Source organism: Paracoccus sp. UBA5162 (assembly GCF_002413585.1).
Classification (GTDB): domain Bacteria; phylum Pseudomonadota; class Alphaproteobacteria; order Rhodobacterales; family Rhodobacteraceae; genus Paracoccus.
The window spans coordinates 72626-95079 of record NZ_DHXG01000065.1 but is presented as its reverse complement, the minus strand read 5'-3'; the positions used below and the strand labels follow the sequence as shown (position 1 = coordinate 95079).

At 66.9% G+C, this 22454-nt stretch carries 24 protein-coding genes and 1 pseudogene; 13 read left to right on the top strand and 12 right to left on the bottom strand.

The features are described from left to right. Positions 1-31: 31 nt before the first annotated feature. From B4A72_RS09980 to B4A72_RS09950, 7 genes are all read right to left on the bottom strand, one after another. The gene (locus B4A72_RS09980) at positions 32-3088 is read right to left on the bottom strand and encodes an efflux RND transporter permease subunit (RefSeq protein WP_292978472.1); all 3057 of its coding nucleotides are present in this window, start codon (positions 3086-3088) and stop codon (positions 32-34) included. Continuing rightward, positions 3085-4353, bottom strand: a complete 1269-nt coding sequence (locus B4A72_RS09975) for an efflux RND transporter periplasmic adaptor subunit (protein ID WP_292950936.1) — start codon at positions 4351-4353, stop codon at positions 3085-3087. The genes B4A72_RS09980 and B4A72_RS09975 overlap by 4 nt, the downstream gene beginning before the upstream one ends. A gap of 98 nt (positions 4354-4451) precedes the next feature. Next, the gene (locus B4A72_RS09970) at positions 4452-5222 is read right to left on the bottom strand and encodes a division plane positioning ATPase MipZ (protein WP_292950938.1); all 771 of its coding nucleotides are present in this window, start codon (positions 5220-5222) and stop codon (positions 4452-4454) included. Positions 5223-5312: 90 nt separating this feature from the next. Continuing rightward, positions 5313-6227, bottom strand: a complete 915-nt coding sequence (locus B4A72_RS09965) for a DMT family transporter (RefSeq protein WP_292978470.1) — start codon at positions 6225-6227, stop codon at positions 5313-5315. Continuing rightward, positions 6224-7108, bottom strand: a complete 885-nt coding sequence (locus B4A72_RS09960; RefSeq protein WP_292978468.1) for a DMT family transporter — start codon at positions 7106-7108, stop codon at positions 6224-6226. The genes B4A72_RS09965 and B4A72_RS09960 overlap by 4 nt, the downstream gene beginning before the upstream one ends. Positions 7109-7158: 50 nt before the next feature. Further along, on the bottom strand, positions 7159-7734 hold the full coding sequence (locus B4A72_RS09955) for a peroxidase-related enzyme (protein WP_292950944.1): 576 nt from the start codon (positions 7732-7734) through the stop codon (positions 7159-7161). A gap of 114 nt (positions 7735-7848) precedes the next feature. After that, on the bottom strand, positions 7849-8694 hold the full coding sequence (locus B4A72_RS09950) for a LysR family transcriptional regulator (protein WP_292950946.1): 846 nt from the start codon (positions 8692-8694) through the stop codon (positions 7849-7851). Between the two features lie 93 nt (positions 8695-8787). Here B4A72_RS09950 and B4A72_RS09945 point away from each other — a divergent pair, with 93 nt between their 5' ends. From B4A72_RS09945 to rpmE, 9 genes are all read left to right on the top strand, one after another. Further along, positions 8788-9375, top strand: coding sequence for an FMN-dependent NADH-azoreductase (locus tag B4A72_RS09945; protein WP_292950959.1), 588 nt, complete (start codon positions 8788-8790; stop codon positions 9373-9375). Positions 9376-9552: 177 nt separating this feature from the next. Further along, positions 9553-11049 (top strand): signal recognition particle protein, encoded by a 1497-nt coding sequence (ffh, locus tag B4A72_RS09940; RefSeq protein WP_292950961.1) that lies wholly within the window; start codon positions 9553-9555, stop codon positions 11047-11049. Next, positions 11046-11594, top strand: a complete 549-nt coding sequence (locus tag B4A72_RS09935) for a GNAT family N-acetyltransferase (RefSeq protein ID WP_292950963.1) — start codon at positions 11046-11048, stop codon at positions 11592-11594. The genes ffh and B4A72_RS09935 overlap by 4 nt, the downstream gene beginning before the upstream one ends. Then, positions 11591-11887 carry a chorismate mutase gene (locus B4A72_RS09930; RefSeq protein ID WP_292950965.1) on the top strand — a complete coding sequence of 99 codons (297 nt, stop codon included), beginning with the start codon at positions 11591-11593 and terminating at the stop codon, positions 11885-11887. Before B4A72_RS09935 ends, B4A72_RS09930 begins: the two co-directional genes overlap by 4 nt. 45 nt (positions 11888-11932) lie before the next feature. Continuing rightward, positions 11933-12298 (top strand): 30S ribosomal protein S16, encoded by a 366-nt coding sequence (gene rpsP, locus B4A72_RS09925; RefSeq protein ID WP_292950967.1) that lies wholly within the window; start codon positions 11933-11935, stop codon positions 12296-12298. A gap of 60 nt (positions 12299-12358) precedes the next feature. Then, positions 12359-12856 carry a ribosome maturation factor RimM gene (gene rimM, locus B4A72_RS09920; RefSeq protein WP_292950969.1) on the top strand — a complete coding sequence of 166 codons (498 nt, stop codon included), beginning with the start codon at positions 12359-12361 and terminating at the stop codon, positions 12854-12856. Beyond that, positions 12853-13713: a tRNA (guanosine(37)-N1)-methyltransferase TrmD gene (trmD, locus tag B4A72_RS09915; protein ID WP_292950971.1), complete on the top strand. Its 861-nt coding sequence runs from the start codon at positions 12853-12855 to the stop codon at positions 13711-13713. The genes rimM and trmD overlap by 4 nt, the downstream gene beginning before the upstream one ends. Next, positions 13710-14087 (top strand): 50S ribosomal protein L19, encoded by a 378-nt coding sequence (rplS, locus tag B4A72_RS09910; protein ID WP_292950973.1) that lies wholly within the window; start codon positions 13710-13712, stop codon positions 14085-14087. Before trmD ends, rplS begins: the two co-directional genes overlap by 4 nt. Positions 14088-14098: 11 nt before the next feature. Further along, positions 14099-14320: a 50S ribosomal protein L31 gene (gene rpmE / locus B4A72_RS09905; protein ID WP_292950975.1), complete on the top strand. Its 222-nt coding sequence runs from the start codon at positions 14099-14101 to the stop codon at positions 14318-14320. A 66-nt stretch (positions 14321-14386) separates the two neighbouring features. Here rpmE and B4A72_RS09900 read toward each other — a convergent pair whose 3' ends face one another. Beyond that, a complete protein-coding gene (locus B4A72_RS09900; RefSeq protein ID WP_292950977.1) occupies positions 14387-16345 on the bottom strand; it encodes a protein meaA in 1959 nt (652 codons plus the stop codon). Between the two features lie 211 nt (positions 16346-16556). Between B4A72_RS09900 and ccrA the strand changes: the two genes are divergently transcribed. Further along, the gene (ccrA, locus tag B4A72_RS09895; protein WP_292950979.1) at positions 16557-17846 is read left to right on the top strand and encodes a crotonyl-CoA carboxylase/reductase; all 1290 of its coding nucleotides are present in this window, start codon (positions 16557-16559) and stop codon (positions 17844-17846) included. A 21-nt stretch (positions 17847-17867) separates the two neighbouring features. Here ccrA and B4A72_RS09890 read toward each other — a convergent pair whose 3' ends face one another. Continuing rightward, a complete protein-coding gene (locus B4A72_RS09890) occupies positions 17868-18071 on the bottom strand; it encodes a hypothetical protein (RefSeq protein WP_292950981.1) in 204 nt (67 codons plus the stop codon). Positions 18072-18248: 177 nt separating this feature from the next. Beyond that, the gene (locus B4A72_RS09885; RefSeq protein WP_292950983.1) at positions 18249-18455 is read right to left on the bottom strand and encodes a hypothetical protein; all 207 of its coding nucleotides are present in this window, start codon (positions 18453-18455) and stop codon (positions 18249-18251) included. A 167-nt stretch (positions 18456-18622) separates the two neighbouring features. On the opposite strand from B4A72_RS09885, the gene B4A72_RS09880 reads away from it, so the two are divergent. Then, positions 18623-20161 carry an ATP-dependent DNA helicase gene (locus B4A72_RS09880; protein ID WP_292950985.1) on the top strand — a complete coding sequence of 513 codons (1539 nt, stop codon included), beginning with the start codon at positions 18623-18625 and terminating at the stop codon, positions 20159-20161. An 82-nt stretch (positions 20162-20243) separates the two neighbouring features. Here the strand turns inward: B4A72_RS09880 and B4A72_RS09875 are convergent, their stop codons facing one another. Both B4A72_RS09875 and B4A72_RS09870 read right to left on the bottom strand, forming a co-directional pair. Next, entirely contained in the window at positions 20244-21035 is a 792-nt protein-coding gene (locus tag B4A72_RS09875) for an EcsC family protein (RefSeq protein ID WP_292950987.1), read from the bottom strand. Further along, complete coding sequence (locus B4A72_RS09870) at positions 20986-21603, bottom strand: GNAT family N-acetyltransferase (protein WP_292950989.1); 618 nt, start codon at positions 21601-21603, stop codon at positions 20986-20988. The genes B4A72_RS09875 and B4A72_RS09870 overlap by 50 nt, the downstream gene beginning before the upstream one ends. A 112-nt stretch (positions 21604-21715) precedes the next feature. Here B4A72_RS09870 and B4A72_RS09865 point away from each other — a divergent pair, with 112 nt between their 5' ends. Together B4A72_RS09865 and B4A72_RS09860 are read left to right on the top strand one after the other, a co-directional pair. After that, positions 21716-22318, top strand: coding sequence for a flavin reductase family protein (locus B4A72_RS09865; protein WP_292950991.1), 603 nt, complete (start codon positions 21716-21718; stop codon positions 22316-22318). Then, positions 22315-22454 (top strand): annotated as a pseudogene (locus B4A72_RS09860) (adenine phosphoribosyltransferase); the annotation flags it as partial. The gene B4A72_RS09865 and the pseudogene B4A72_RS09860, both read left to right, overlap by 4 nt.

The window sequence follows — 22454 nt, the reverse complement described above, 5'->3', positions numbered from 1 at the left end:
CAATGCGCCCGCGACGCCGGCGGTTCCACCGCTATTCGGCAACCACGTCCCGCGCCCGGTTCAGACCGAGGCGATAACCGATCCACCCGAAGATGCGCCGCTGCCCGCCATGGATGACCGAGAACAGCGAGGGCACGAACAGCAACGACAGGATCGTGGACAGGATCAGTCCGCCGATCACCGCGATGGCCATGGGCGCCCGGAATTCTCCGCCCTCGCCGGTCGCCAGCGCCGAAGGCACCATGCCCGCGCTCATCGCGATGGTGGTCATGACGATGGGCCGCGCGCGCTTGTGCACGGCGTCCAGGATGGCCTCGCGCTTCGGGGTGCCCCCGGCCATCGAGGTCAGCGCGAACTCCACCAGCATGATCGAGTTCTTGGTGACGATCCCCATCAGCATCAGGAACCCGATCACCACCGCCATGCTGATCGAATTGCCGGTCACGAACAGCGCCAGGATCGCGCCGCCGATGGCCAGAGGCAGCGACAGCAAGATCGTTACCGGCGTCACGAAGTTATGAAACAGCAGCACCAGAACGACATAGACCAGCATCACGCCCGCGCCCATCGCGGTGCCGAAGGCGCCGAAAACCTCGCCCATGATCTCGGCATCGCCCGCGGCCTGGATCCGTGTTCCGGGCGGCATCTCGATCCGGTTCTGCAATTCGGTCACCTGGGCATTGACCGGCCCCAGCAGCGAGCCATCGGCAAGATTGGCGCCGACCTTGGTCTGGTATTGCCGGTCATAGCGCCCGATCTCGGTCGCGCCGGCCGACAGGGTGACATCGGCCACCGTGGCCAGCGGCACCTGCCCGGCCAAGCTTGGCACACGCAGGGTCTGAACCCGCATCAGGTCGTCGCGCGCGGCCTGGTTCAGCCGCACGACAATGGGCACCTGCTCGTCGCCGGTATTGAACTTGGCGAGGTTCGCCTCGGTATCGCCCAGCGTGGCAACCCGCAGCGTCGTCGCCATGGCGCTGGCGGACACGCCAAGCTGGGCCGCGATATCGGCCTTGGGCAGGATCTGGATCTCGGGGCGCTGCAGGCTGGCCGAGGTCGTCACGCCCTCCAGCGTCGGCAGCCGGCTCATCGCCGAGGCCAGACGCTGGGCGGCCAGTGCCGCGCCCTCCTCGGTCGTGCCCAGAACGCTGATCGTCAGGTCGTTCTCGCCGTTCTCGTTCTGGAAATTGATCCGCATGTCGGGCATGTCCGACAGACGTTGCTTCAGCTGCGCCTCAAGGTCGAATTGCGACCGCTCGCGATCTTCCTTGGGACCGTAATTGATCATCACCCGCGCCTCGGTGACGTCGCTGCCATCCGAGTAGCTGAAGACCGACCGGACCTCGGGCACCTCGCCGATCTGCGCGGTGATCCGGCGGGCGCCGTTCTCGGTCTCGTCGATGGTCGAGCCGGGCGGCATTTCCAGCCTGATCTGGCTGCGGCCGACATCCTGCGCCGGGATGAATTCGGTCGGCAGCAGGGTCGCGGAATAGATCGAACCCGCGAAGATCGCGATACCGGCAAGCAGCGTCAGCCCGCGATGGCGCATGGTCCAGCGGCAGACCGACATCAACCCGCGCATGACGAATCCGTCGCGACGGTTCGCGTCATGGACCTTGCCGCGCATGAAATAGGCCGCCAGCATCGGCGTGATGATCCGCGCCACCAGCAGCGAGAACAGGACCGACACCGCGACAGTCAGGCCGAACTGCTTGAAATACTGCCCCGGAATCCCGCCCATGAAGCTGACCGGCGCGAAAACTGCGACGATGGAAAAGCTGATCGCGATGACCGTCAGGCCGATCTCTTCCGCGGCTTCCTCGCTGGCCTCGTAGGGCGGCAGGCCCATGCCGATATGGCGTTCGATGTTCTCGATCTCGACGATGGCATCATCGACAAGGATGCCGGTGACCAGCGTGATCCCCAGAAGGCTTATCCCGTTCAGGGTAAAACCCAGCCACTGCATCACGAAGAAGGTCGGGATGATCGACAAGGGCAGCGCGACGGCGGCAATCAGCGTTGCACGCCAGTTGCGCAGGAACAGGAACACCACGATTACCGCCAGCGCCGCACCTTCATACAGCGTCTCCATCGCGCTGGTATAGCTGGCTTCGGTATAGGTGGTCGAATCGTCGATCAGGGTGATGCGGGTATTGGGGTAACGCTCGCGGATCTGCTGCAGCCGTTCCTTGGTGCCGTCGCCCGCGCCCAGATCGGATTCGCCCGAGGCGCGATAGACCCCGAAGGCCACGACCGGCTGGCCATCCAGCAGCGCAAAGCTGCGTTCGTCGCTGGCGCCATCCGTGACGTCGCCCAGTTGATCCAGCCGGATCGTGCGGCCGTCCGCGATGGCGATGGGGGTGGCGGCCAGTTGCGCCACGCTGTCGGCGGCTCCCAGCGTGCGGATGGAATATTCGGTCCCGGCCAGATCGCCCCGGCCACCGCCCATGTCGATGTTCTTGGCCCGCAACTGATCCGAGATCCCGGCCGCCGTCAGACCCTGCGCCAGCAGCCGGTCGGGATCCAGATCAACCTTGATCTGGCGTTCGGCCCCGCCGATCCGCGAGGTCTTGGCGACGCCGCTGACGGTGGACAATTCGCGCCCGATCACGTCATCGACGAATTTCGACAGGCCCTCGATGGTCTGGGTCGGGTCGCTGACCGCATAGGTCAGGATCGGAAAGCCGGTCACATCGACGCGCTGGATGATGGGTTCGCTGATGCTTTCGGGCAGTTCGGCCCGGATCGTCGAGACCGCGTCCTTGACATCGTTGACCGCGCGGTCGCTGTCGGTTTCCAGTTCGAATTCGACGGTGATGCTGGCGCTGCTGTCGGTCGCCGTCGAGGTGATGTGCCGCACCCCGGTGATCGAGGAAATGCTGTCCTCGACAGGCTGGACCACCTGGCTTGTCAGTTCCGAGGGCGCGGCACCGGGCTGGGCGATGGTCACGCTGACGATGGGCAGGTCGATATTCGGCATCGCCGTCACCGGCAGCCGCGAAAAGCTGAACAATCCGACGACCAGCAACACCAGAAAAACCGCGATGGGCGGCACCGGGTGGCGGATCGACCAGGTCGAGAAATTCATCGCCGTGCCTTCTGACCGGCATCGGCCGATTGATCGTCGGCCGGCGCAATCGCCGCCGCCGCCCTTGCACCAGCTTCATTCGCGGTCCCGGCCTCGGCCGTTGTCGCGGCCTCGGCCGAGATCGCCCGCACCTGATCGCCGTCACGGAAGAATGCACCCGACCGCGCGATCACCTGTTCGCCCTCGGTCACTCCCTCGACGATCTCGCGCTGGCCATCCCATAGCAGCCCGGCCCGGACCGGGCGGCTTTCGACGCGGCCATCGGCCACGACCTGAACCCTGTCGCCTTGGGAATCCGACAGAACCGCCGTTGCCGGCACCGTCACCGCGTCGCGGCGGGCGGTGATGACCCAGCCGCTGGCGAAAAGGCCCGTGCGCAGTCCCGCCTGCGCATCCAGCGAGATCCGCATCAGGCCAAGCCGCGTGACCGGATCGACCGAGGCCGGGATCAGCCGCACCCGGCCATCGACCTTGCCCAGACCCGCCGCGCTGATTTCGGCCGGATCGCCCATCTTCAACTGCCGCAGCGCGGTCTCGATCACCTCGGCCTCCATCTCGACGGCGCCATCGGCGATCAGGCTGAACAGGGGTTCCGCGGAGGCGCCGGCAAGCGCGCCCAGTTCGGCGTTCCGCGCCACGACCAGCCCCGGGACCGGCGCCAGGATCGTCGCCCGGTCCAGGTTGAGCCTGGCGATGCGGCGCGCGGCTTCGGCCTGGGCCAGCTGCGCCTGGGCGACGGCCAGCCCGTCGCGGGCCGATGCAGCCTGCGCCCGCGCATTCGCCTCGGCCGCGACCGCGTCGTCCAGGGTCGATTGCGATGCGTTCCCGCCCTCGCGCAGCCTGCGGGCGCGATCCAGCGATGTCTGGGCCTGGGTCAGCGAAGCCTCGGCGCTGTCGATGTTGCTGCGCGCCTGGCCGACCCCGGCCCTGGCGCGCTGATATTCGGCCTCGGCCTGGGCCAGCTGCGCCGCCAGCGTATCGGTCGAAAGCCGTGCCAGCACATCGCCCTTTTCGACCTGATCGCCGGCCTCGACCAGAATTTCGGTGATTTCATAGCCCGAAACCTGCGGAAAGACCTGCACCTTCTGGCGGGCGACCAGGGTCCCGGATACCGGCACCCGCGCCTGCACCTCGGCGCGCCTTGCCGGCGCGACCGTGACCGCGGGCACGCTTTGCGCCACGGCCTCGCTGCCCGACGCGGCGTCCTGGGCCCATCCGGGCAAGGCGGACCCGAGGACAACGACAAGGAAGGCCAACACTCGCATCAGGAAACCGCCGCGTTTTTCATATCTTGAGCGCGCGTAAGATAGTGTCTCATGCCGCCGCCAACAATGCCGGCACCGCGTTGCCCCTGCGGAAGCTTCTAGAAAGTGACGGAAACGCCCGGCAACCGCAATTCGCCGATCAGGTCGCGCAATTCCTGGCGGGCGGCGATGTTGGACATGTTCAAGGTCTCGGTGCCGATATCCTTCAGGTCCAGAAGCGTCAGCCCGCGCGGGAACAATTCGCGAAAGACGACGCGCTCGGAAAAGCCCGGCGCGACGCGAAAGCCGATGCGCCGGGACAGCGTGTCCAGCGCCCCGCCCACCCTGCGCTTGTTGTGCATGGCCTGGGTGCCAAGCCGGTTGCGCAGCACCAGCCAGTCGATCGGCCCGGCCCCCGCCTGCCCGCGCATCTGCCGGGCGGCCCAGACCATCTCGGCATAGATCGACGGACCCAGCACCTTGCCCTCGGGCGACATCCGCGCCAGCAGGTCGAAATCGACGAAACTGTCGTTCATCGGCGTCAGCAGCGTATCGGCCAGCGTATGCGCCATCTGGCTGAGCTTGGTATGCGAGCCCGGACAATCCAGCAGGATGAAATCGCATTCCGCCTCCAGCGCGGTCAGCGCCGGGGTCAAGGGATCGCTGCCCTCGCCCAGATGGCCCAGCATCGGCGTCGGCAGGTCCAGTTCCTTGCGCTTCACGAAGGCGGCGCGGTTTTCCAGATAGCGGCCGAAACTGCGCTGGCGCACGTCCAGATCCAGCCCGCCGACGCGATGTCCCATCCGCGCCAGAGCGGTCGCCACATGCATCGAGGTCGTGGACTTGCCGGACCCGCCCTTTTCGTTGCCCACGACGATGATATGCGCCACGGATCGCCTCTTCTTGCCTTCGTTCGGCCGGACCCTAGCGGCGCGCCGCAAGGAAGGAAAGCGGGCCTTCACGGAAAGCTCACGCCTGCGTCAGGGCTGCCGCAGGGATGCCGGTTCGTCCTCGCGCAGCAGCATCCACAGCGCCAGCAGGGTGGCGCCGATTCCCGGTGCCACGACACTGCCCGGCAGGCCCTGCCCCATCGCAGCCTCCAGCACGATGACCCAGACCGGCGTCAGATAGGTATAGGCCATGACCTTCGCGGCGGGCAGGCGCAGCGTCGCGTATTGCACCAGCACGAAGGTCACGGCGCTGGCGAGGATCGCGACATAAAGCAGCGTGATCCAGACGATGCCGGGCAGGGCCGTCCAGTCCGTCGCCCAAATCGGCCCCCAGCCCCACAGGATCAGCACCCCCGCCCCGGCCAGAAGCGTGCCGAGACTGAACACGACGGGACTTTCACCCCGGTTCAGCCGTCTGACCAGCGGCGTGTAGAGGGCATGGGCCACGCAACCGGCCAGATAGATCCCCTCGCCGCGTCCGAATTCCAGCCGCGCCATCGCGGCCGGATCGCCGCGAAAGATCACCCATAGCGCGCCGGCGCCGCCAAGGGCCAGCGCCGCGGCCATGCGGCCCGTCAGCCGCTGCCGCATCAGCAGCCAGCCAAAGCCCGCCGCCATCAGCGGCGTCAGCGTGAAGACCGCGCTGGCGCTGACCGGGGCCGCGGTCTTCAGGCCCTGGAACATCAGCACGAAATAGCTGGCAAAGACCCCGCCCAGCAGCAGATAGCGCCAGGGCGCGCGAAACGCCGTCCGCGGCACCCCCGGACCGGCGGCGAAGGCGAAAGCCGCGATCAGCGCGGCGGCGATCACAAAGCGCGCGGCAGTGATCGCCGCCGGGTCGATCAGGTTGGCCGCCCGCGCGCCCAGCGAGAAAGACCCCGCCACCAGCGCCGAGAACAGAAGCATCGCGGCATGACCCCGCAGGGCTTGCGCCCGCGCGATCATCCGCGCGCCCCGATCAGCCGCCCGTCGATCAGGGCCAGCCCGGCCGCGATCAGGCCCATGCCGAGCAGATGCGCGATACCCAGTGTCTCGCCCAGAAACAGCCAGCCCAGAAGGATCGCCGAAACCGGCACAAGGAATGTCACCAGCGAGATATTCGTCGCCCCCGCGCGGCCGAGAATGCGGAAATACAGCACATAGGCCAGTCCGGTCCCGGCGACGCCCAGCGTCAGCACGGCCAGCCATGCCTGCGCCGAGGCGCTGCCGGGCAAGCCCTCGATCGCCAAAGCCAGCGGGATCAGCACCGCGCCGCTGCCTGTCACCATCCCCGCCGCCGTCACCACCGGATCGACACCTCCGCGCCGAAACCGTCGCCCGAAGCTGTTGGCGAAGGCGTAGGAAATCGCGGCTCCCAGGATCGCCAATTGCGGCCAAATCGCCTGACCCAGCCCCGCCAGCGCATCCAGACCGATCATCACCGCCACGCCGCCCAGTCCCAGCACCACTCCCGCGATCTTGCGCGGGCTGGCGCGTTCGTCCGCCAGCAGGGCGGCGGTGACCAAGACCGTCCAGAGCGGTGTCGTCGCGTTCAGGATCGAGGCCAGCCCGGACGGAATCTCGGTTTGTCCCCAGACGATCAGGCTGAAGGGAATGGCATTGTTCAGCACGCCCATGACCAGAAACGCGCGCCAGATCGCCGGATCGCGCGGCAGCCTGCGCCCGGTCGCGGCCACGATCGCCCACAGAACCAGCGCCGCCACCAGCAGCCGCAGGGCGACGATGGTCAGCACCGGCAGGCCGGTCAGCGCGATCGAAATCAGGAAGAACGATCCGCCCCACAGCAGCGACAGCAGCAAAAGCAGCGCCCAGTCTTCCGACTCCATCCGCGCCGAGATCGCCATTTGGCCGGGCGGCAGCGGCGCCTGCGGCGGCTTCACATCCGCCCCAGCAGGTAGAACTCGTCGTTGGGCCGGATATCGCCCGCATTGACCAGCCGGTTCGACATCCCGAAAAAGGCCGCAATGGCACCGATATCCCAGATCTCGTCCGGGCTGAAACCGGCCTCGCGCAGGGTCGCGTGATCGGCTTCACCGATCTGTTGCGCATTCAGCGCCACCTTCTCGGCATAGGCCAGCATCGCCCGCTCGCGCGGTTCCAGATCCGCCTTGCGCCAGTTCACCGCCACCTGGTCCGCGATCAGCGGGTTTTTCGCCCGGATCCGCAGGATCGCGCCATGGGCCACGACGCAATACTGGCACTGGTTCAGCCCGCTGGTCGCGACCACGATCAATTCCCGCTCGGCCCTGGTCAGCCCCTCGTCCTTGTCCATCAGCGCGTCATGATAGGCGAAGAAGGCGCGAAATTCGGCCGGGCGATGGGCCAGCGCCAGAAACACATTGGGCACGAAACCCGATTTTTCGGCGACCTTGGCGATCGCGAGCCGGATATCGTCGGGCAGGCTGGCCGGATCGGGCACGGGAAAGCGGCTGATCGGGTGGGCGTCGGTCATGGCGGGTTCCTCCTTGGGGCGGCACTCTGCGTCAGGCCGCGCGGGGATGAAAGCCGCTTTCAATCCCGGCCGGGCGCGGGAGGGCGCCGCGTCCGGGCTGCCCCCGCAACTCCGTCAATCGCCGCGCAGGGCCGCGACCGCCGCCTGCACCTTGGGCGTGCGGTGCAGGTCCACATGCGTCACCAGCCACAGGGCCGAGCTCCATTCGGGCAGGCTCAGCGCCTCGACCAGCCCCGCCGCGCGGGCGGGCGGCAGCGGTCCCATCGCCAGCCCGGCGCGGATCACCGCCTCGCGCGCGGCGGTGTCGTTCGCCGTCATGACCACCGCATCCGGGGGGGTCCGGGCCGCCAGCCAGCGCATGAGCGGCGCGTTGCGCGCCTCGGGGCCGGGCAGCGCCAGCCGCTGCCGCGCCAGATCGGCCGGATCGCCATGGTCCTTCAGATACCCGGCCGTCGCATACAGCGATTGCGGCAGATCGGTCATCCGGCGCACGACGTAATCGGGCTCGGTCGGGCGGGTTCCGGCGCGGATAGCCACATGCGCCTCGCCCGCGGCCAGCCGGAACAGACGCACATCGGTGACATAATTCAGCCGCAGCCCCGGATGGCGCCGCAGCAGACCGATCAGGCGCGGCATGACCAGATCCGACAGACCGGGCAACGAGGTCACGACCAGTTCACCCTCGATCCGGTCGCCCGCGCCGCCGATCTGCGCGGCAAGCTGGGCGAAACGCTCGTCGGTGTCGCGCGCCACCTGCAGCAGCGCCTGCCCCGGCTCGGTCAGCGCATAGCCGCGCGGATGCCGCTGGAACAGGCGCGTGCCCAGTTGCGCCTCCAGCGCGTCGATCCGGCGGATCACGGTCGCATGGTGAACGCCCAGGGCCTCGGCCGCGCCGCTGACCGTCCCGGACCGGGCGACCGCCAAGGCAATCCTGATGTCATCCCAACTTCCGATATTCATGTGCATCTCCGCACAGAGCCTGCGCGTTTATGGCCCTTTCGTTCTCTGGCGCATAGACCTAAATCCGGCATGCAGCCTTTAAGGAGCCTTCGGATGCAGATCCTTCATATCGACAGCGCCATCACCGGCGAGGCCTCGGTCTCGCGAAAGCTGACCGCCGACATCATCGCCAAGCTGAAAGCGGCCAATCCCGACGCCGCCGTCACCTATCGCGACCTCAATGCCGGCGTGCCCGCCATCGACACCGACTGGTTCCACGCCGTCCGTCTGGCCCCGGAAAGCCCCACCGCCGGACAACGCAGGCTGATCGAGACCGCCGACGCCTATCTGGCCGAGGTGCGGGATGCCGACGTGCTGGTCATCGGCTCGCCCGTCTACAATTTCGCGATCACCGCGCAATTGAAGAACTGGCTGGACCAGATCGCCCGCGCCGGATTGTCCTTCCGCTATACGGAAGCCGGTCCCGAAGGGTTGCTGAAGGGCAAGCGCGCCATCATCGCCTATTCCTCGGCCGGGACGCCGCTGGGCTCCGATCTGGACTTCGCCTCGGGCTACCTGCGCCATATCCTGGGTTTCCTGGGCATCACCGACGTGGAATTCGTCGCCGCCGACCGGCTGGCCATGGACCGCGAGGCCGGTCTGGCCCGCGCGCGGCAGGCCGTGGACAATCTGGCCGCCTGATCCGGCCACCGCATTTTGGGACGGCCATCGTTGACTCGGTGGCCGTTTTTGCCTATGTGATCCCGGATTCCCGGAAGGATGTGCCTTCCGGTCCCCGTCCGACGCGGGGATCGCCCCCCGTCAGCGCGTTGCGCCCACGGGGGCAAGACCGCTTTGGACCGATTCAGGAGGCCCGCGATGTTCGAGAACCTGTCCGACCGGCTTGGCGGCGTCTTCGACCGCCTGACCAAGCAGGGCGCGCTCAGCGAAGAGGACGTGACCGCCGCCATGCGCGAGGTGCGCGTCGCGCTGCTGGAAGCCGACGTCTCGCTGCCGGTCGCGCGCAGCTTCGTGAAATCGATCACCGCCAAGGCGACCGGCTCGGCAGTGACGAAATCCGTCACGCCCGGCCAGCAGGTCGTCAAGATCGTCCATGACGAATTGATCAGGGTGCTGCAGGGCGAGGACGCGCCCGAGGCGCTGCGCATCGACAACCCGCCGGCGCCGATCCTGATGGTCGGGCTGCAAGGCTCGGGCAAGACCACGACCACGGCAAAGCTGGCCAAGCGCCTGAAGGACCGCGAGAAGAAGCGCGTGCTGATGGCCAGCCTCGACACCAACCGCCCCGCCGCGATGGAGCAGCTTGCGATTCTGGGCCAGCAGATCGGCGTCGATACGCTGCCGATCGTGCCCGGCCAGACGGCGGTGCAGATCGCGCAGCGCGCGAAACAGCAGGCCAGCCTGGGCGGCTATGACGTCTACATGCTGGACACCGCCGGCCGACTGCATATCGACCAGGTGCTGATGGACGAGGTGCAGGCCGTCCGCGACATCGCCGCTCCGCGCGAAACCCTGCTGGTCGTCGATGGCCTGACCGGTCAGGACGCGGTGAACGTGGCGACCGAATTCGACGGCAAGGTCGGCGTCTCGGGCGTGGTGCTGACCCGGATGGACGGCGATGGACGCGGCGGCGCGGCGCTGTCGATGCGCGCCGTCACCGGCAAGCCGATCCGCTTCGTCGGCCTTGGCGAAAAGATGGACGCGCTCGAGGCGTTCGACGCGCAGCGAATCGCCGGCCGCATTCTCGGCATGGGCGACATCGTGGCGCTGGTCGAGAAGGCGCAGGAGGTGCTGGAGGTCGAACAGGCCGAACGCATGATGAAGCGGTTCCAGAAGGGCCTGTTCAACATGAACGACCTCAAGGGCCAGCTTGAACAGATGCAGAAGATGGGCGGGATGCAGTCGATCATGGGCATGATGCCCGGCATGCAGAAGATGGCCAGGCAGGCCGAGGCGGCGGGCATGGACGACACCGCAATGCGCCGTCAGGTGGCGCTGATCAATTCCATGACCAAGAAGGAACGCGCCAATCCCGCGCTGTTGCAGGCCAGTCGCAAGAAGCGCATCGCGGCCGGCGCCGGGCTGGACGTGGCCGAGCTGAACCGTCTTCTGAAGATGCAGCGCCAAATGGCCGATACGATGAAGAAAATCGGCAAGATGGGCAAGGGCGGGATGCTGAAACAGGCGATGCGCGCAATGACGGGCAAGGGCGGCGGCCTGCCCGAGATGGGCGATGTCGATCCCGCCAGGATGGCCGAGGCGACGAAGCTGCTGCAGGATCCCAAGGGTCTGGGCGGCGATCTGTCCAAGGCCGGCCTGCCCGGCGGCTTCGGCGGCATGTTCGGCAAGAAATGATCCGGCTCTCCCCTGCTCCGACCCTGAGGACCGAACGGCTGGTGCTGCGCGCGCCCGTGGCCGCCGACTGGCCGTTCTGGCGCGATTTCGCGGCCAGCGACCGGTCGCGGTTCATCCGCCCGGCCGATTTCGACGATGGCAAGGCATGGCGGGCCTTTGGCCATGTCATCGGCCACTGGGTCATGCGCGGCTGGGGATCGTTCATCTTCACCCGTCAGGATGACGACAGCCCGCTGGGAATGACCGGTCCCTGGTATCCCGAAACATGGCCCGAACCGGAAATCGGCTGGACACTCTGGTCGCGCGAAGCCGAGGGCAAGGGCTTTGCCTGCGAAGCCGCCACGGCCGCCCGCGACCACGCCTTCGGCAGCCTCGGCTGGAAGACCGCCGTCAGTTATATCGATCCGCAGAACGCACGCTCGATCGCGCTGGCCGAAAGACTGGGCGCGACGCTGGACAAGACCGCGCGGGGGCCGGATTTCGACACGCCGTGCCTGGTCTATCGCCATCCCTGCCCGTCCCCTCGTGAAGGACATGCCGCATGAGTGATACCGCAACCCGTGCGGCGGAACTGCTGAAGGACCATCGCGCCAGCATCGACCGGCTGGACGCGATCCTTGTCTATACGCTGGCCGAAAGGTTCAAGCACACCCAGTCCGTCGGCCGCCTCAAGGCCCGGCACGACCTTCCTCCGTCCGATCCCGACCGTGAGGCGGCCCAGATCGAGCGGCTGGAACGCCTCGCGCGCGAAGCCGATCTGGACCCGGAATTCGCGCGCAAATTCCTGAACTTCGTGATCGCCGAAGTGATCCGGCACCACGAAACCCTTCAATCCTAGGCTGCGAAACGCAGCGAAACCAGCCATTTCAAAGGAGAAACTCGAATGGCCGTCAAGATCCGTCTCGCCCGTGGTGGTTCCAAGAAGCGCCCCCACTACGCCATCGTCGTCGCCGATACGCGCAAGCCGCGCGACGGCCGCTTTCTGGAAAAGCTGGGCACCTATAACCCGCTGCTGCCGAAAGACAGCGAGGATCGCGTGAAGATGGACATGGAGCGCGTTCAGCACTGGCTGGATCATGGCGCCCAGCCGACCGATCGTGTGGCCCGTTTTCTGGAATCGGCCGGCGTTCGCGACAAGGCCGACCGCAAGAACATGAAAAAGGCCGAGCCGGGCGACAAGGCGAAGAAACGCGCCGAGGAAAAGGCCGCGAAATCCGCCGCCCCGGCCGAAGAAGCCGCCGCCGAATAAGGCGGTGCAGCGACACGGCCGGCGAATCCGTCGCCGGCCATTCTTGCAGCGGGGGAAGCCATGGCCGAGGATCGCATCTGCGTCGGCGCCATCGCCGGGGCCTTCGGGGTCCGTGGCGAGGTGCGGCTGAAAAGCTTCTGCGCCCAGCCAGGCGACATCGCCGGCTATGGTCCGCTGACCAGCGAGGACGGCAAGCGCAGCTTTGCCGTGACGCTGACCCGCCCCGTCACCGGCGGCCTTGGCGCCCGCCTGTCGGGCATCACCACCCGCGAGGCCGCCGAGGCGCTGCGTGGCACCACCCTGTGGGCGCCGCGCGCGGCCCTTCCCTCGCTGCCCGACGACGAATTCTACCATGCCGATCTGATCGGGCTGGAGGTCGTCGATACCGGCGGGCAGGTGCTGGGCCGGGTGCGCGCGATCTTCGATCACGGCGCGGGCGACATCCTGGAAGTCGTGGGCAGGGACCAGATTCTGCTGCCCTTCACCCGCCAGGTCGTGCCGACCGTCGATCTGGCCGCGGGACGCATCGTCGCCGACCCGCCCGGCAGCGACCAATGACCGGCCAGCCGAAATCGCACGGCCGCCTGTCCATCGCCAGCAGCCTGCGCCCGCGCGAACTGATCGCCCCGCCACGGGTGGCGGGCGCGTGGACCGCCCATGTCGTCACCCTGTTCCCCGAGGCGTTTCCCGGCATCCTGGGCCTGTCGCTGACCGGCAAGGCCCTGACCCAGGGCTTGTGGAACCTGCACACCATCGCCCTGCGCGACCACGGGATCGGCAGGCATCGCAATGTCGATGACACGCCCGCGGGCGGCGGCGCGGGCATGGTGATCCGCCCCGACGTGATGGCCGCGGCGCTGGATCAGGCCGATCCGGCCCTGCCGGTGATCTATCTGTCGCCGCGCGGACGCCCGCTGACCCAGGCCCGCGCCCGCGCGCTGGCGCAGGGCCCCGGCGTGACCCTTGTCTGCGGCCGGTTCGAAGGCGTGGACCAGCGCATTCTGGATGCCCGCGGGATCGAGGAGATCAGCATCGGCGATTATGTCCTGACCGGAGGAGAGCTGGCGGCTCAGGTCTTGATAGACGCGACCATCCGCCTTATACCGCGCGTGCTGGGGAATCAGGCGTCGCTGGCCGAGGAATCCTTTTCCGAGGGTCTGCTTGAACACCCGCACTACACGCGCCCCGCCGAATGGGACGGCCGCAGGATCCCGGATGTCGTCATGTCTGGCAATCACGCGGCCATCGCCACCTGGAGACGCGACGAAGCCGAAAGGCTGACCAAGGAACGCCGCCCCGACCTGTGGCGGGCATACGAGGAAACCCGTATGGACCCGGCAAAGGACCGACAGCTCTCGGGCGCATCAGACCAATCGCGGAAACACCGCGAGCATGACAAGGAACCAAAGCGATGAACCTGATCGCAGAACTCGAAGCCGAGCAGATCGCCGAGCTTGGCAAGACCATCCCCGACTTCAAGGCCGGCGACACCGTTCGCGTCGGCTACAAGGTGACCGAGGGCACCCGGACCCGCGTGCAGGCCTATGAGGGCGTCTGCATCGCGCGCAAGGGCGGCAGCGGCATCGGCGCCAGCTTCACCGTGCGCAAGATCAGCTTTGGCGAAGGCGTGGAGCGTGTGTTTCCGCTGTATTCGACCAATATCGACGCGATCGAGGTGGTGCGTCGCGGCAAGGTGCGGCGTGCCAAGCTGTATTACCTGCGCGACCGCCGCGGCAAATCGGCCCGCATCGCCGAAAAGACCAATTACAAGCCCAAAGCCGACGCCTGAGAGGTCATCCGATGAAAAAAGACATCCACCCCGATTATCACATGATCGACGTCAAGATGACGGACGGGACCGTCTACCAGACCCGTTCGACCTGGGGCGCCGAGGGCGATTCGCTGTCGCTGGACATCGATCCGTCCAGCCACCCGGCCTGGACCGGCGGTTCCTCGCGCCTGATGGACACCGGCGGCCGTGTGTCCCGGTTCAAGAACAAGTATGCCGGCCTGGGCTTCTGATCGCCCCTCGCCACGCCATCGGGACGCCGCCCCTTCGGGCGGCGTCCTGCATTTCGCAAGCAGCCTTCATGCCGCCGCCGCCCCCGGTTCCACCAGGGCCACGATATCCATCATGATCGTGTTCAGCTGGAAATCCTTGGGCGTATAGACGCGGGCGACGCCCATCGCGCGCAGTCGCGCGGCGTCCTCGTCGGGGATGATGCCGCCGACGATCACCGGGACATGACCCAGCCCGGCCCCGCGCATCCGGTCCAGAAGATCCTCGATCAGCGGCAGGTGACTGCCCGACAGGATCGACAGGCCGACGACATGCGCCTGCTGATCCTGCGCCGCGGTCACGATCTGTTCGGGCGTCAGCCGGATCCCCTCGTAGGTGATGTCCATGCCGCAATCGCGGGCACGAAAGGCGATCTGTTCGGCACCGTTGGAATGCCCGTCCAGCCCCGGCTTGCCGACCACGAATTTCAGCCGCCGGCCCAGCCGCGTGCTGACCGCATCGACGGCCTCGCGGATATCCTCCAGCCCCTCGGTCCGATTCGAGGGGCTGGCCGACACGCCTGTGGGACCGCGATATTCGCCGTGCACCGCGCGCATCACGCCCGCCCATTCGCCCGTCGTCACGCCCGCCTTCGCCGCCGCGATGGATGGCTCCATCACGTTCCGTCCCCCCGACGCCGCCGCCCGCAGGGCGTCCAGCGCGGACTTGACTGCCGCATCGTCCCGGCCCGCGCGCCATTCGGCCAGCCGGTCGATCTGGTCCTGTTCGACCGCCGGATCGACGACCATGATCCCGCCATCGCCGGCCGTCAGCGGCGATGGCTCGCCCTGCTGCCAGCGATTGACGCCGACCACCACCGTCTCGCCCGCCTCGACCCGGTTCAGCCGTTCGGCATTGGCCTCGACCAGCCGCGATTTCATGTAGTCGATGGCCGCGATGGCGCCGCCCATCTCGTCCAGCAGGCGCAATTCGCCGCGCGCGCCATCCTTCAACTCGTTCACCTTCCGCTCGATGGCCGGGTTGCCGTCGAACAGATCCTCGTATTCCAGCAGGTCGGTCTCGTAGGCCAGGATCTGCTGCATCCGAAGCGACCATTGCTGATCCCAAGGCCGGGGCAGGCCAAGCGCCTCGTTCCAGGCGGGCAGTTGCACGGCGCGCGCCCGCGCGGACTTTGACAGCGTCACCGCCAGCATTTCCAGCAGGATCCGATAGACGTTGTTTTCGGGCTGCTGCTCGGTCAGGCCCAGGCTGTTGACCTGCACGCCATAGCGGAACCGGCGGAATTTCGGATCCTCGATGCCATAGCGCCGGGCGGTGATCTCGTCCCACAATTCGGTAAAGGCGCGCATCTTGCACAATTCGGTGACGAAGCGGATGCCCGCGTTCACGAAAAAGCTGATCCGCCCGACCATCGCCGGGAAATCGGCGTCGGACACCTTGCCCTTCAGGTCGTCCAGCACCGCGATGGCGGTGGCCAGCGCATAGGCCAGTTCCTGCTGCGGTGTCGCCCCGGCCTCTTGCAGGTGATAGGAACAGACATTCATCGGGTTCCATTTCGGCAGGTGCTGGCGCGTATAGGCGGCGACGTCGGTGATCATCGCCAGCGACGGTTTGGGCGGACAGATATAGGTGCCGCGCGACAGGTATTCCTTGATCAGGTCGTTCTGCACCGTGCCCTGCAATTTCGATATGTCCGCGCCCTGCTCCTCGGCGGCCGCGATATACAGCGACAGCAGCCAGGGCGCGGTCGCGTTGATCGTCATCGAGGTGTTCATCTGCTCCAGCGGGATCGCATCGAACAGGGTCCGCATGTCGCCCAGATGGCAGATCGGCACCCCGACCTTGCCGACCTCGCCGCGCGCCAGGACGTGATCGCTGTCATAGCCCGTCTGGGTCGGCAGATCGAAGGCCACCGACAGCCCGGTCTGCCCCTTGGCCAGATTGCCGCGATACAGCGCGTTCGACTTTTCAGCCGTCGAATGGCCCGCATAGGTGCGGAACAGCCAGGGCTTGTCTTTGGGGGCCATGCGGATCACCTCGCAACAATCTTCCGGTCCATGACCCGATACCGAAATATTCATACGCCGTCAATTCGCCGCAATGCGGCATGACCATGATTTTATCCGACACAAAATTACAATACAGGCCCTAAAAGGGTTGCAATGTTGCGTGACGCATTTTACGACAAGCCCGATCCCGCGCGGCGATTCTGCGTCGCGGCAAGAACAGGAGACGCTGATGGCCCTCGACGCCCCGACCCCGATCGCGCCCTATGACGCGCCCCAGAAGGATCTCTACGAGATCGGAGAGATGCCTCCCCTGGGTCATGTGCCAAAGCAGATGCATGCCTGGACCATCCGCCGTGAAAGACATGGCGAGCCTGACAAGGCCATGCAGATCGAGGTCGTGGACACCCCGGTCATCGACAGCCACGAAGTGCTGGTCCTGGTGATGGCGGCGGGGGTCAACTACAATGGCATCTGGGCCGGCCTGGGTCAGCCGATCAGCCCCTTTGACGGCCACAAGGCGGACTACCACATCGCCGGTTCGGATGCCTCGGGGATCGTCTGGGCCGTGGGCGACAAGGTGAAACGCTGGAAGGTCGGCGACGAGGTCGTGATCCACTGCAACCAGGATGACGGCGACGACGAGGAATGCAACGGCGGCGACCCGATGTATTCGCCGACCCAGCGGATCTGGGGCTACGAGACCCCGGATGGCAGCTTCGCCCAGTTCACCAATGTCCAGGCGCAGCAACTGATGCCGCGCCCGCGCCACCTGACATGGGAGGAATCGGCCTGCTACACGCTGACGCTGGCCACCGCCTACCGGATGCTGTTCGGCCATGAGCCGCACGAATTGAAACCCGGCATGAACGTGCTGGTCTGGGGCGCCTCGGGCGGCCTCGGATCCTACGCGATCCAGTTGATCAACGCCGCCGGCGGCAACGCGATCGGCGTCATCAGCGAAGAGGACAAGCGCGATTTCGTCATGGGCCTGGGCGCCAGGGGCGTCATCAACCGCAAGGAATTCAACTGCTGGGGCCAGTTGCCCAAGGTGGGCACGCCCGAATACAGGGAATGGTTTACCGAGGCGCGCAAGTTCGGCAAGGCGATCTGGGACTTCACCGGCAAGGGCAACAATGTCGACATCGTCTTCGAACATCCGGGCGAGGCGACATTCCCGGTTTCCACCCTGGTCTGCAAGAAGGGCGGCATGGTGGTGATCTGCGCCGGTACCACCGGGTTCAACTGCACCTTCGACGTGCGCTATCTGTGGATGCACCAGAAGCGCATCCAGGGATCGCATTTCGCGCATCTGAAACAGGCCAGCGCCGCCAACAGGCTGATGCTGGAACGCCGCCTCGACCCCTGCATGTCCGAAGTTTTCCCCTGGGCCGAGATTCCGGCCGCGCACATGAAGATGTATCGCAACCAGCACAAGCCGGGAAACATGTCGGTCCTGGTGCAGGCGCCAAGAACCGGCCTGCGCACGTTCGAGGACGCGCTGGAAGCCGGTCGGCGCTAGACATGCGCCGCCTTTGCGGGATCACGCCTTGACCTCGCGCAGCCTGGCCGGGCGGCATTTCCATTCGCGCACCGTCTCGCGGGGATGGCGTTCGCCCCACCTGGCCAGTTCCTGCTGACCATGAATCATGCAGGCCGTCACGCCCATGTCGATGAACGGAAGACTGCGCTCCCGGCAGGATTGCGGATCCGCCGAAAGGCAGGTGACAAACAGCAATTCGATCATCTCGGGTCCATCCTTTTACCCGGTTCCTCCCCGGTTCGGATCCCTTCGACGATCAGGATAGCGGTTGATTCGAAAAGCAGCGTCAGCGCCGCGTGAATCCGGGTTCGGGCGGGCCCCTTGCAGCGTGACAGGGCCGGCCGGGCGCGGGCTTCGGCGCGGCGCGCGGCCATCGCGGACCTAAAGCGCGGTTTCGCCCTGACGGGGGCGCCGGCATTTCCACTCTTTCACGCGGTCGCGGGGATGCGCCTCGACCCAGCGGGCCAGTTCGCTCTGGCCCTCCAGCATGCAGGTGAACAGCCCGTTCCTTTCCTCGAACAGCAGGCTGTGATCGGTGCAGACCTGCGGGTCGTCGATCAGGCAGGTCACGAAGAACAATTCGATCATGGGCATTCCTCCCTCGAGGCCATCATAGACCCTCACGGGCGACATGCCCAAAAAGTTGCGGACCATCCCGCCGAACCGACGATCCCGCCGCAGCCGGGACGGGATGCGGATCGCCGGACGCGGCAATGATTGTGGGCTTTCGCGCCGCGCCGCGATACACCGGAATCATGACCGCCGCCACCGCCTCGCCCGCCCCCGTTCTGTCGCCCGATCAGGCCGATGCCTGGGACGAATTGGCCCAGACCTTCCTTTCGGCGGGAATCGACCTCGTGGCCGAGGAAATCCGCCCCCCGGGGCCGGGCAAGGGCCGCGTCATGGCGGTGATCGGCAAGGCGGGTTCCGGCAAGACGCTGCTTCTGGCACAGATCACCGACGCGCTGCGCAAGGCGGGGGTCGATCTGGTCAGCGGCGATTACGAGGGGCGGCGGCGCAAGGACCGGCGCAGCGTCGCGGTCCTGGCGCCCACCAACAAGGCGGCCTTCGTGCTGCGGATGCGCGGCGTGCCCGCGACGACGATTCATCGCATCCTCTATACCCCGGTCTACGATCCGGAATACGAACGCATCGCCGAATGGCTGACCGGCCAGGGCGACCGCCCCACCATCGAGGGCATGACCGAAACCGCCCTGGACCGCGCCCGGGCCTTCTATGACCAGCAGGCGTCGATCCCCGGCGCGCTGGCGGCGGCGGGGCTGCGCGGATCGGATTTCATCAAGGGCTGGAAGCGGCGCGAGGACGGGCTGGATGTCGGCCTGATCGACGAGGCCTCGATGCTGGACGAAAGACAGTTCGAGGATCTGCGCGAGATCTTTCCCGTCCTGATCCTGTTCGGCGATCCGGCCCAGTTGGCGCCCGTGGGCCAGTCGGGCGAGATGGTGTTCGATCGACTGGCGGAGCGCCAGCGTCTGATCCTGAACCGCGTCCACCGGCAGGAAGATGACAGCCCGATCCTGGATCTGGCCCATGCCCTGTCCGACGAAACGCTGGATTTCGCGGGGTTCGAGCGGATGGTCCGTGACGCCGCCGCGGTCGATGACCGCGTGATCTGGGCCGAACGTGTCGAATCGGACCTGATGGCACGCAGCCCGGTCCTGGTCTGGCGCAACGCCACCCGGATCCGGCTGATCCATGCCTTCCGCACCGCGTTCGGCGCACCGGGCGACGCGCTGCTGCCCGGCGAGCCGCTGATATGCGACGGCCTGGAACTGCCGCTGAAGCACCGCAAGAAGCGCATCGACCTTGAAGCGCGGGGGCTGATCAAGGGCGCGCAGGTGGTTTATCTGGGGCCGGGGCGCAAGCCCGGCTTTTCCCGCCTGCACATGATCGGCGCCGAGGATCCGCGCCTGTCCGTGGCGAGCATCGTCAAGATCGAGATGCCCGAGGCCGAGGATCCCTTCATTCCCTTCGCCGCCCAGATGGGCGCGGCCTTCCTGCACGGGGCGGCGGTGACGATCCACAAGGCGCAGGGCTCGCAATGGCCCGATGTGCAGGTCTTCGGCCCCGACATCAGCGCCGCCGCCTGGTCGAACCGGACCGAAGCCGGGATCGCGCTGTGGAAGCGCCTGGCCTATGTTGCCATCACCCGCGCCCAGAACCGCCTGTTCTGGATCACGCGCGCCCGGCTGGCGCGGCCCTCGGCGCCTCTCGGGGTGGACGATCTGGAGGTTCCCATCCCGGCGCTGGAACTGGGCGCCGACGAGGCGTGAGGCGGGATTGCGTCCCGCGACGGCCGGGGGCGCTTCGCCCCCCGGACCCCCCGAGGGTATTGGCGCAACGAAGAAGAAGAGGTCAGGCCCTGTCGCGATCCAGCCGCGCGATGGAAAGCCGCAATGCCTCGGTCAGCGCCTCTTGCGGAAGCCCTGTCTCCCGCGCCAGCCGCATGATGCCGAAATGGACCCGCGCCAGTTCCTGATAATAGCGCGCGAAGGTGTAATTGATCGAGGCGCCCACCACCGCGCCGAAGACCGGCGCCGCCTGCGCGGCCAGTTTCTGACCCAGCGAGACCGACAGGCGCGGGGCGACACGGCTGATCAGACCCTGCAGCGTCTGCCCGGTGACCGACAACCGTGCCGCCAGAAGGCCCAGGTCGGTGCCGTCATCTTCGGCCATGGGGCCGGCGGCGGCGAAGATGCGCAGGCATTCCATCCGCACCTCGTCGCTGTCGGGGTCCAGACCATGCTCGGCGGCGATATCCAGCATCGAGCGCAGAAGCAGCGTCACCGTGACCGGCAACTCGACCATCGCGCCGGGCAGCCCGCCGACGCCGCCTGCCGCGCCGCTGAAGGTCGAGGCCATGCGGTTGAACCAGTCGCCTCGGTCGCGCACCACGCGCCGGGTGCCCGACGCGGCCGAAAAGGCGCGGTTCAACGCGGCGCGGGTGATCTTGTCCATGCGGCTGCGGACAAAGGCGGGCAGACGTTCGATCAGTCCCTCGGCGCTGTTGCCGACGATCTCCATGATCTCCATCCCCAGACCGCCCGCATCCCGATAGCGCCGCGCCAGGCGGTCGATCTGGGCGTGAAGCCCCGGATCAGTGATCGGTGGCAGAACCATCTGCCGTTTCGCGACCTGCTGTGTCATCTCGTGGATGTCCGACCTCGATACATGCCGGCCCGATATGGGGTGTCGCGGCGATTTCGGCCAGCCCCGCGACGATTTCCGGCGTCTCTTCGCGCAGGACCGGTCCCACGACCCCAACCCATGCCCCGGCGCGAAGTTCCAGTCCCAGAACGCGGTCGGGATTGGTTGGCGGCGGCATCTCGACCGCGTCCAGCCGCGCGAAACCGAAACGCGAATAATAAGGTGCGTCTCCCACCAGCAGCACGCGGCGCCAGCCCAGCCCGCGCGCCCGCGTCAGCCCGTCGCGCATCAGAAGCCCGCCCAGACCTTCGCCCTGGGCCGTCGGATGAACCGCGATGGGCCCCAGCAGCAGGACCGGCTTTGCGGCGACGCGGACCGGCCAGAAGCGGATCGCCGCCATCAGGAACCGGCTCGGGTCGCGCAGCACGAGGCACAGATCGGCCACCCTGGGAACGCCGTCGCGCAGACGATACGATGACAGCGCGGTCCGCCCCGGTGCGAAACACAGATCGTAGAGCGCCTCGACCTCGTCTTCGTCGGCCGCGGTCTCGGGGCAGATCTCGTACATCGCGCCTCCTTGCGAAAAGGGCGCCATAGCACGACCTTGCCGCGGGCGGAACATTGCGGATGGCGCAAAGGGGTGGCAGGTTGGCGCCAGTGACATCAGAAGAAGGCCGCGCATGTTCTATCGCCCCGAAGCCGGACACGGCCTGCCCCACAACCCGTTCAATGCCATCGTGGCGCCCCGTCCGATCGGCTGGATCTCGACGCGGGGGCGCATGGGCGACAATCTCGCCCCCTATTCCTTCTTCAACGCGGTGGCCTATGTCCCGCCGCAGGTCATGTTCGCCTCGACCAGCGCCAAGCCCGACCGCAACGGCACCAAGGACAGCGTGGCCCAGATCACCGAAAGCGGCAGTTTCTGCGTCAATATCGCGACCGGCGATCTGCGCGATCAGGTCAATGCCAGTTCCGCCGGCCTGCCCGCGGGCGACAGCGAGTTCCGCTCGGCGGGCATCGAGGCCGCCGAATGCGACACGATCGACTGCCCGCGCGTGGCCCACGCCGCCGCCGCGCTGGAATGCCGGATGACGCGGATCCTGCCCCTGGCGGGCAAGGCCAATTTTGCCGTCCTGGGCGTCGTCACCGGCATCCATATCCGCGACGATTGTCTGCTCGATGGCCGCTTCGATCCGCGCAGGGCCGGCGGCTGGATCGCGCGCCTGGGCTATATGGATTACGCGGCCGTCCATGAGCTGTTCGAAATGGAACGCCCCAAATGACAAAGACGGTCAAGGACTACATCCGCACCATCGCGGATTTCCCGCATGAGGGGATCATGTTCCGCGACGTGACCACGCTGTTTGCCGATGCGCGCGGCTTTCGCATGGCCATAGACCAGCTGCTGCATCCCTATGC

Excerpts from the sequence above, each read along its gene's own strand:
- B4A72_RS09980 (WP_292978472.1), bottom strand. The coding sequence starts at position 3,088 with ATGAATTTCTCGACCTGGTCGATCCGCCACCCGGTGCCGCCCATCGCG.
- B4A72_RS09975 (WP_292950936.1), bottom strand. The coding sequence starts at position 4,353 with ATGCGAGTGTTGGCCTTCCTTGTCGTTGTCCTCGGGTCCGCCTTGCCC.
- B4A72_RS09965 (WP_292978470.1), bottom strand. The coding sequence starts at position 6,227 with ATGATCGCGCGGGCGCAAGCCCTGCGGGGTCATGCCGCGATGCTTCTG.
- B4A72_RS09960 (WP_292978468.1), bottom strand. The coding sequence starts at position 7,108 with ATGGAGTCGGAAGACTGGGCGCTGCTTTTGCTGCTGTCGCTGCTGTGG.
- B4A72_RS09955 (WP_292950944.1), bottom strand. The coding sequence starts at position 7,734 with ATGACCGACGCCCACCCGATCAGCCGCTTTCCCGTGCCCGATCCGGCC.
- B4A72_RS09950 (WP_292950946.1), bottom strand. The coding sequence starts at position 8,694 with ATGAATATCGGAAGTTGGGATGACATCAGGATTGCCTTGGCGGTCGCC.
- B4A72_RS09945 (WP_292950959.1), top strand. The coding sequence starts at position 8,788 with ATGCAGATCCTTCATATCGACAGCGCCATCACCGGCGAGGCCTCGGTC.
- ffh (WP_292950961.1), top strand. The coding sequence starts at position 9,553 with ATGTTCGAGAACCTGTCCGACCGGCTTGGCGGCGTCTTCGACCGCCTG.
- B4A72_RS09935 (WP_292950963.1), top strand. The coding sequence starts at position 11,046 with ATGATCCGGCTCTCCCCTGCTCCGACCCTGAGGACCGAACGGCTGGTG.
- B4A72_RS09930 (WP_292950965.1), top strand. The coding sequence starts at position 11,591 with ATGAGTGATACCGCAACCCGTGCGGCGGAACTGCTGAAGGACCATCGC.
- rpsP (WP_292950967.1), top strand. The coding sequence starts at position 11,933 with ATGGCCGTCAAGATCCGTCTCGCCCGTGGTGGTTCCAAGAAGCGCCCC.
- rimM (WP_292950969.1), top strand. The coding sequence starts at position 12,359 with ATGGCCGAGGATCGCATCTGCGTCGGCGCCATCGCCGGGGCCTTCGGG.
- trmD (WP_292950971.1), top strand. The coding sequence starts at position 12,853 with ATGACCGGCCAGCCGAAATCGCACGGCCGCCTGTCCATCGCCAGCAGC.
- rplS (WP_292950973.1), top strand. The coding sequence starts at position 13,710 with ATGAACCTGATCGCAGAACTCGAAGCCGAGCAGATCGCCGAGCTTGGC.
- rpmE (WP_292950975.1), top strand. The coding sequence starts at position 14,099 with ATGAAAAAAGACATCCACCCCGATTATCACATGATCGACGTCAAGATG.
- B4A72_RS09900 (WP_292950977.1), bottom strand. The coding sequence starts at position 16,345 with ATGGCCCCCAAAGACAAGCCCTGGCTGTTCCGCACCTATGCGGGCCAT.
- ccrA (WP_292950979.1), top strand. The coding sequence starts at position 16,557 with ATGGCCCTCGACGCCCCGACCCCGATCGCGCCCTATGACGCGCCCCAG.
- B4A72_RS09890 (WP_292950981.1), bottom strand. The coding sequence starts at position 18,071 with ATGATCGAATTGCTGTTTGTCACCTGCCTTTCGGCGGATCCGCAATCC.
- B4A72_RS09885 (WP_292950983.1), bottom strand. The coding sequence starts at position 18,455 with ATGATCGAATTGTTCTTCGTGACCTGCCTGATCGACGACCCGCAGGTC.
- B4A72_RS09880 (WP_292950985.1), top strand. The coding sequence starts at position 18,623 with ATGACCGCCGCCACCGCCTCGCCCGCCCCCGTTCTGTCGCCCGATCAG.
- B4A72_RS09875 (WP_292950987.1), bottom strand. The coding sequence starts at position 21,035 with ATGACACAGCAGGTCGCGAAACGGCAGATGGTTCTGCCACCGATCACT.
- B4A72_RS09870 (WP_292950989.1), bottom strand. The coding sequence starts at position 21,603 with ATGTACGAGATCTGCCCCGAGACCGCGGCCGACGAAGACGAGGTCGAG.
- B4A72_RS09865 (WP_292950991.1), top strand. The coding sequence starts at position 21,716 with ATGTTCTATCGCCCCGAAGCCGGACACGGCCTGCCCCACAACCCGTTC.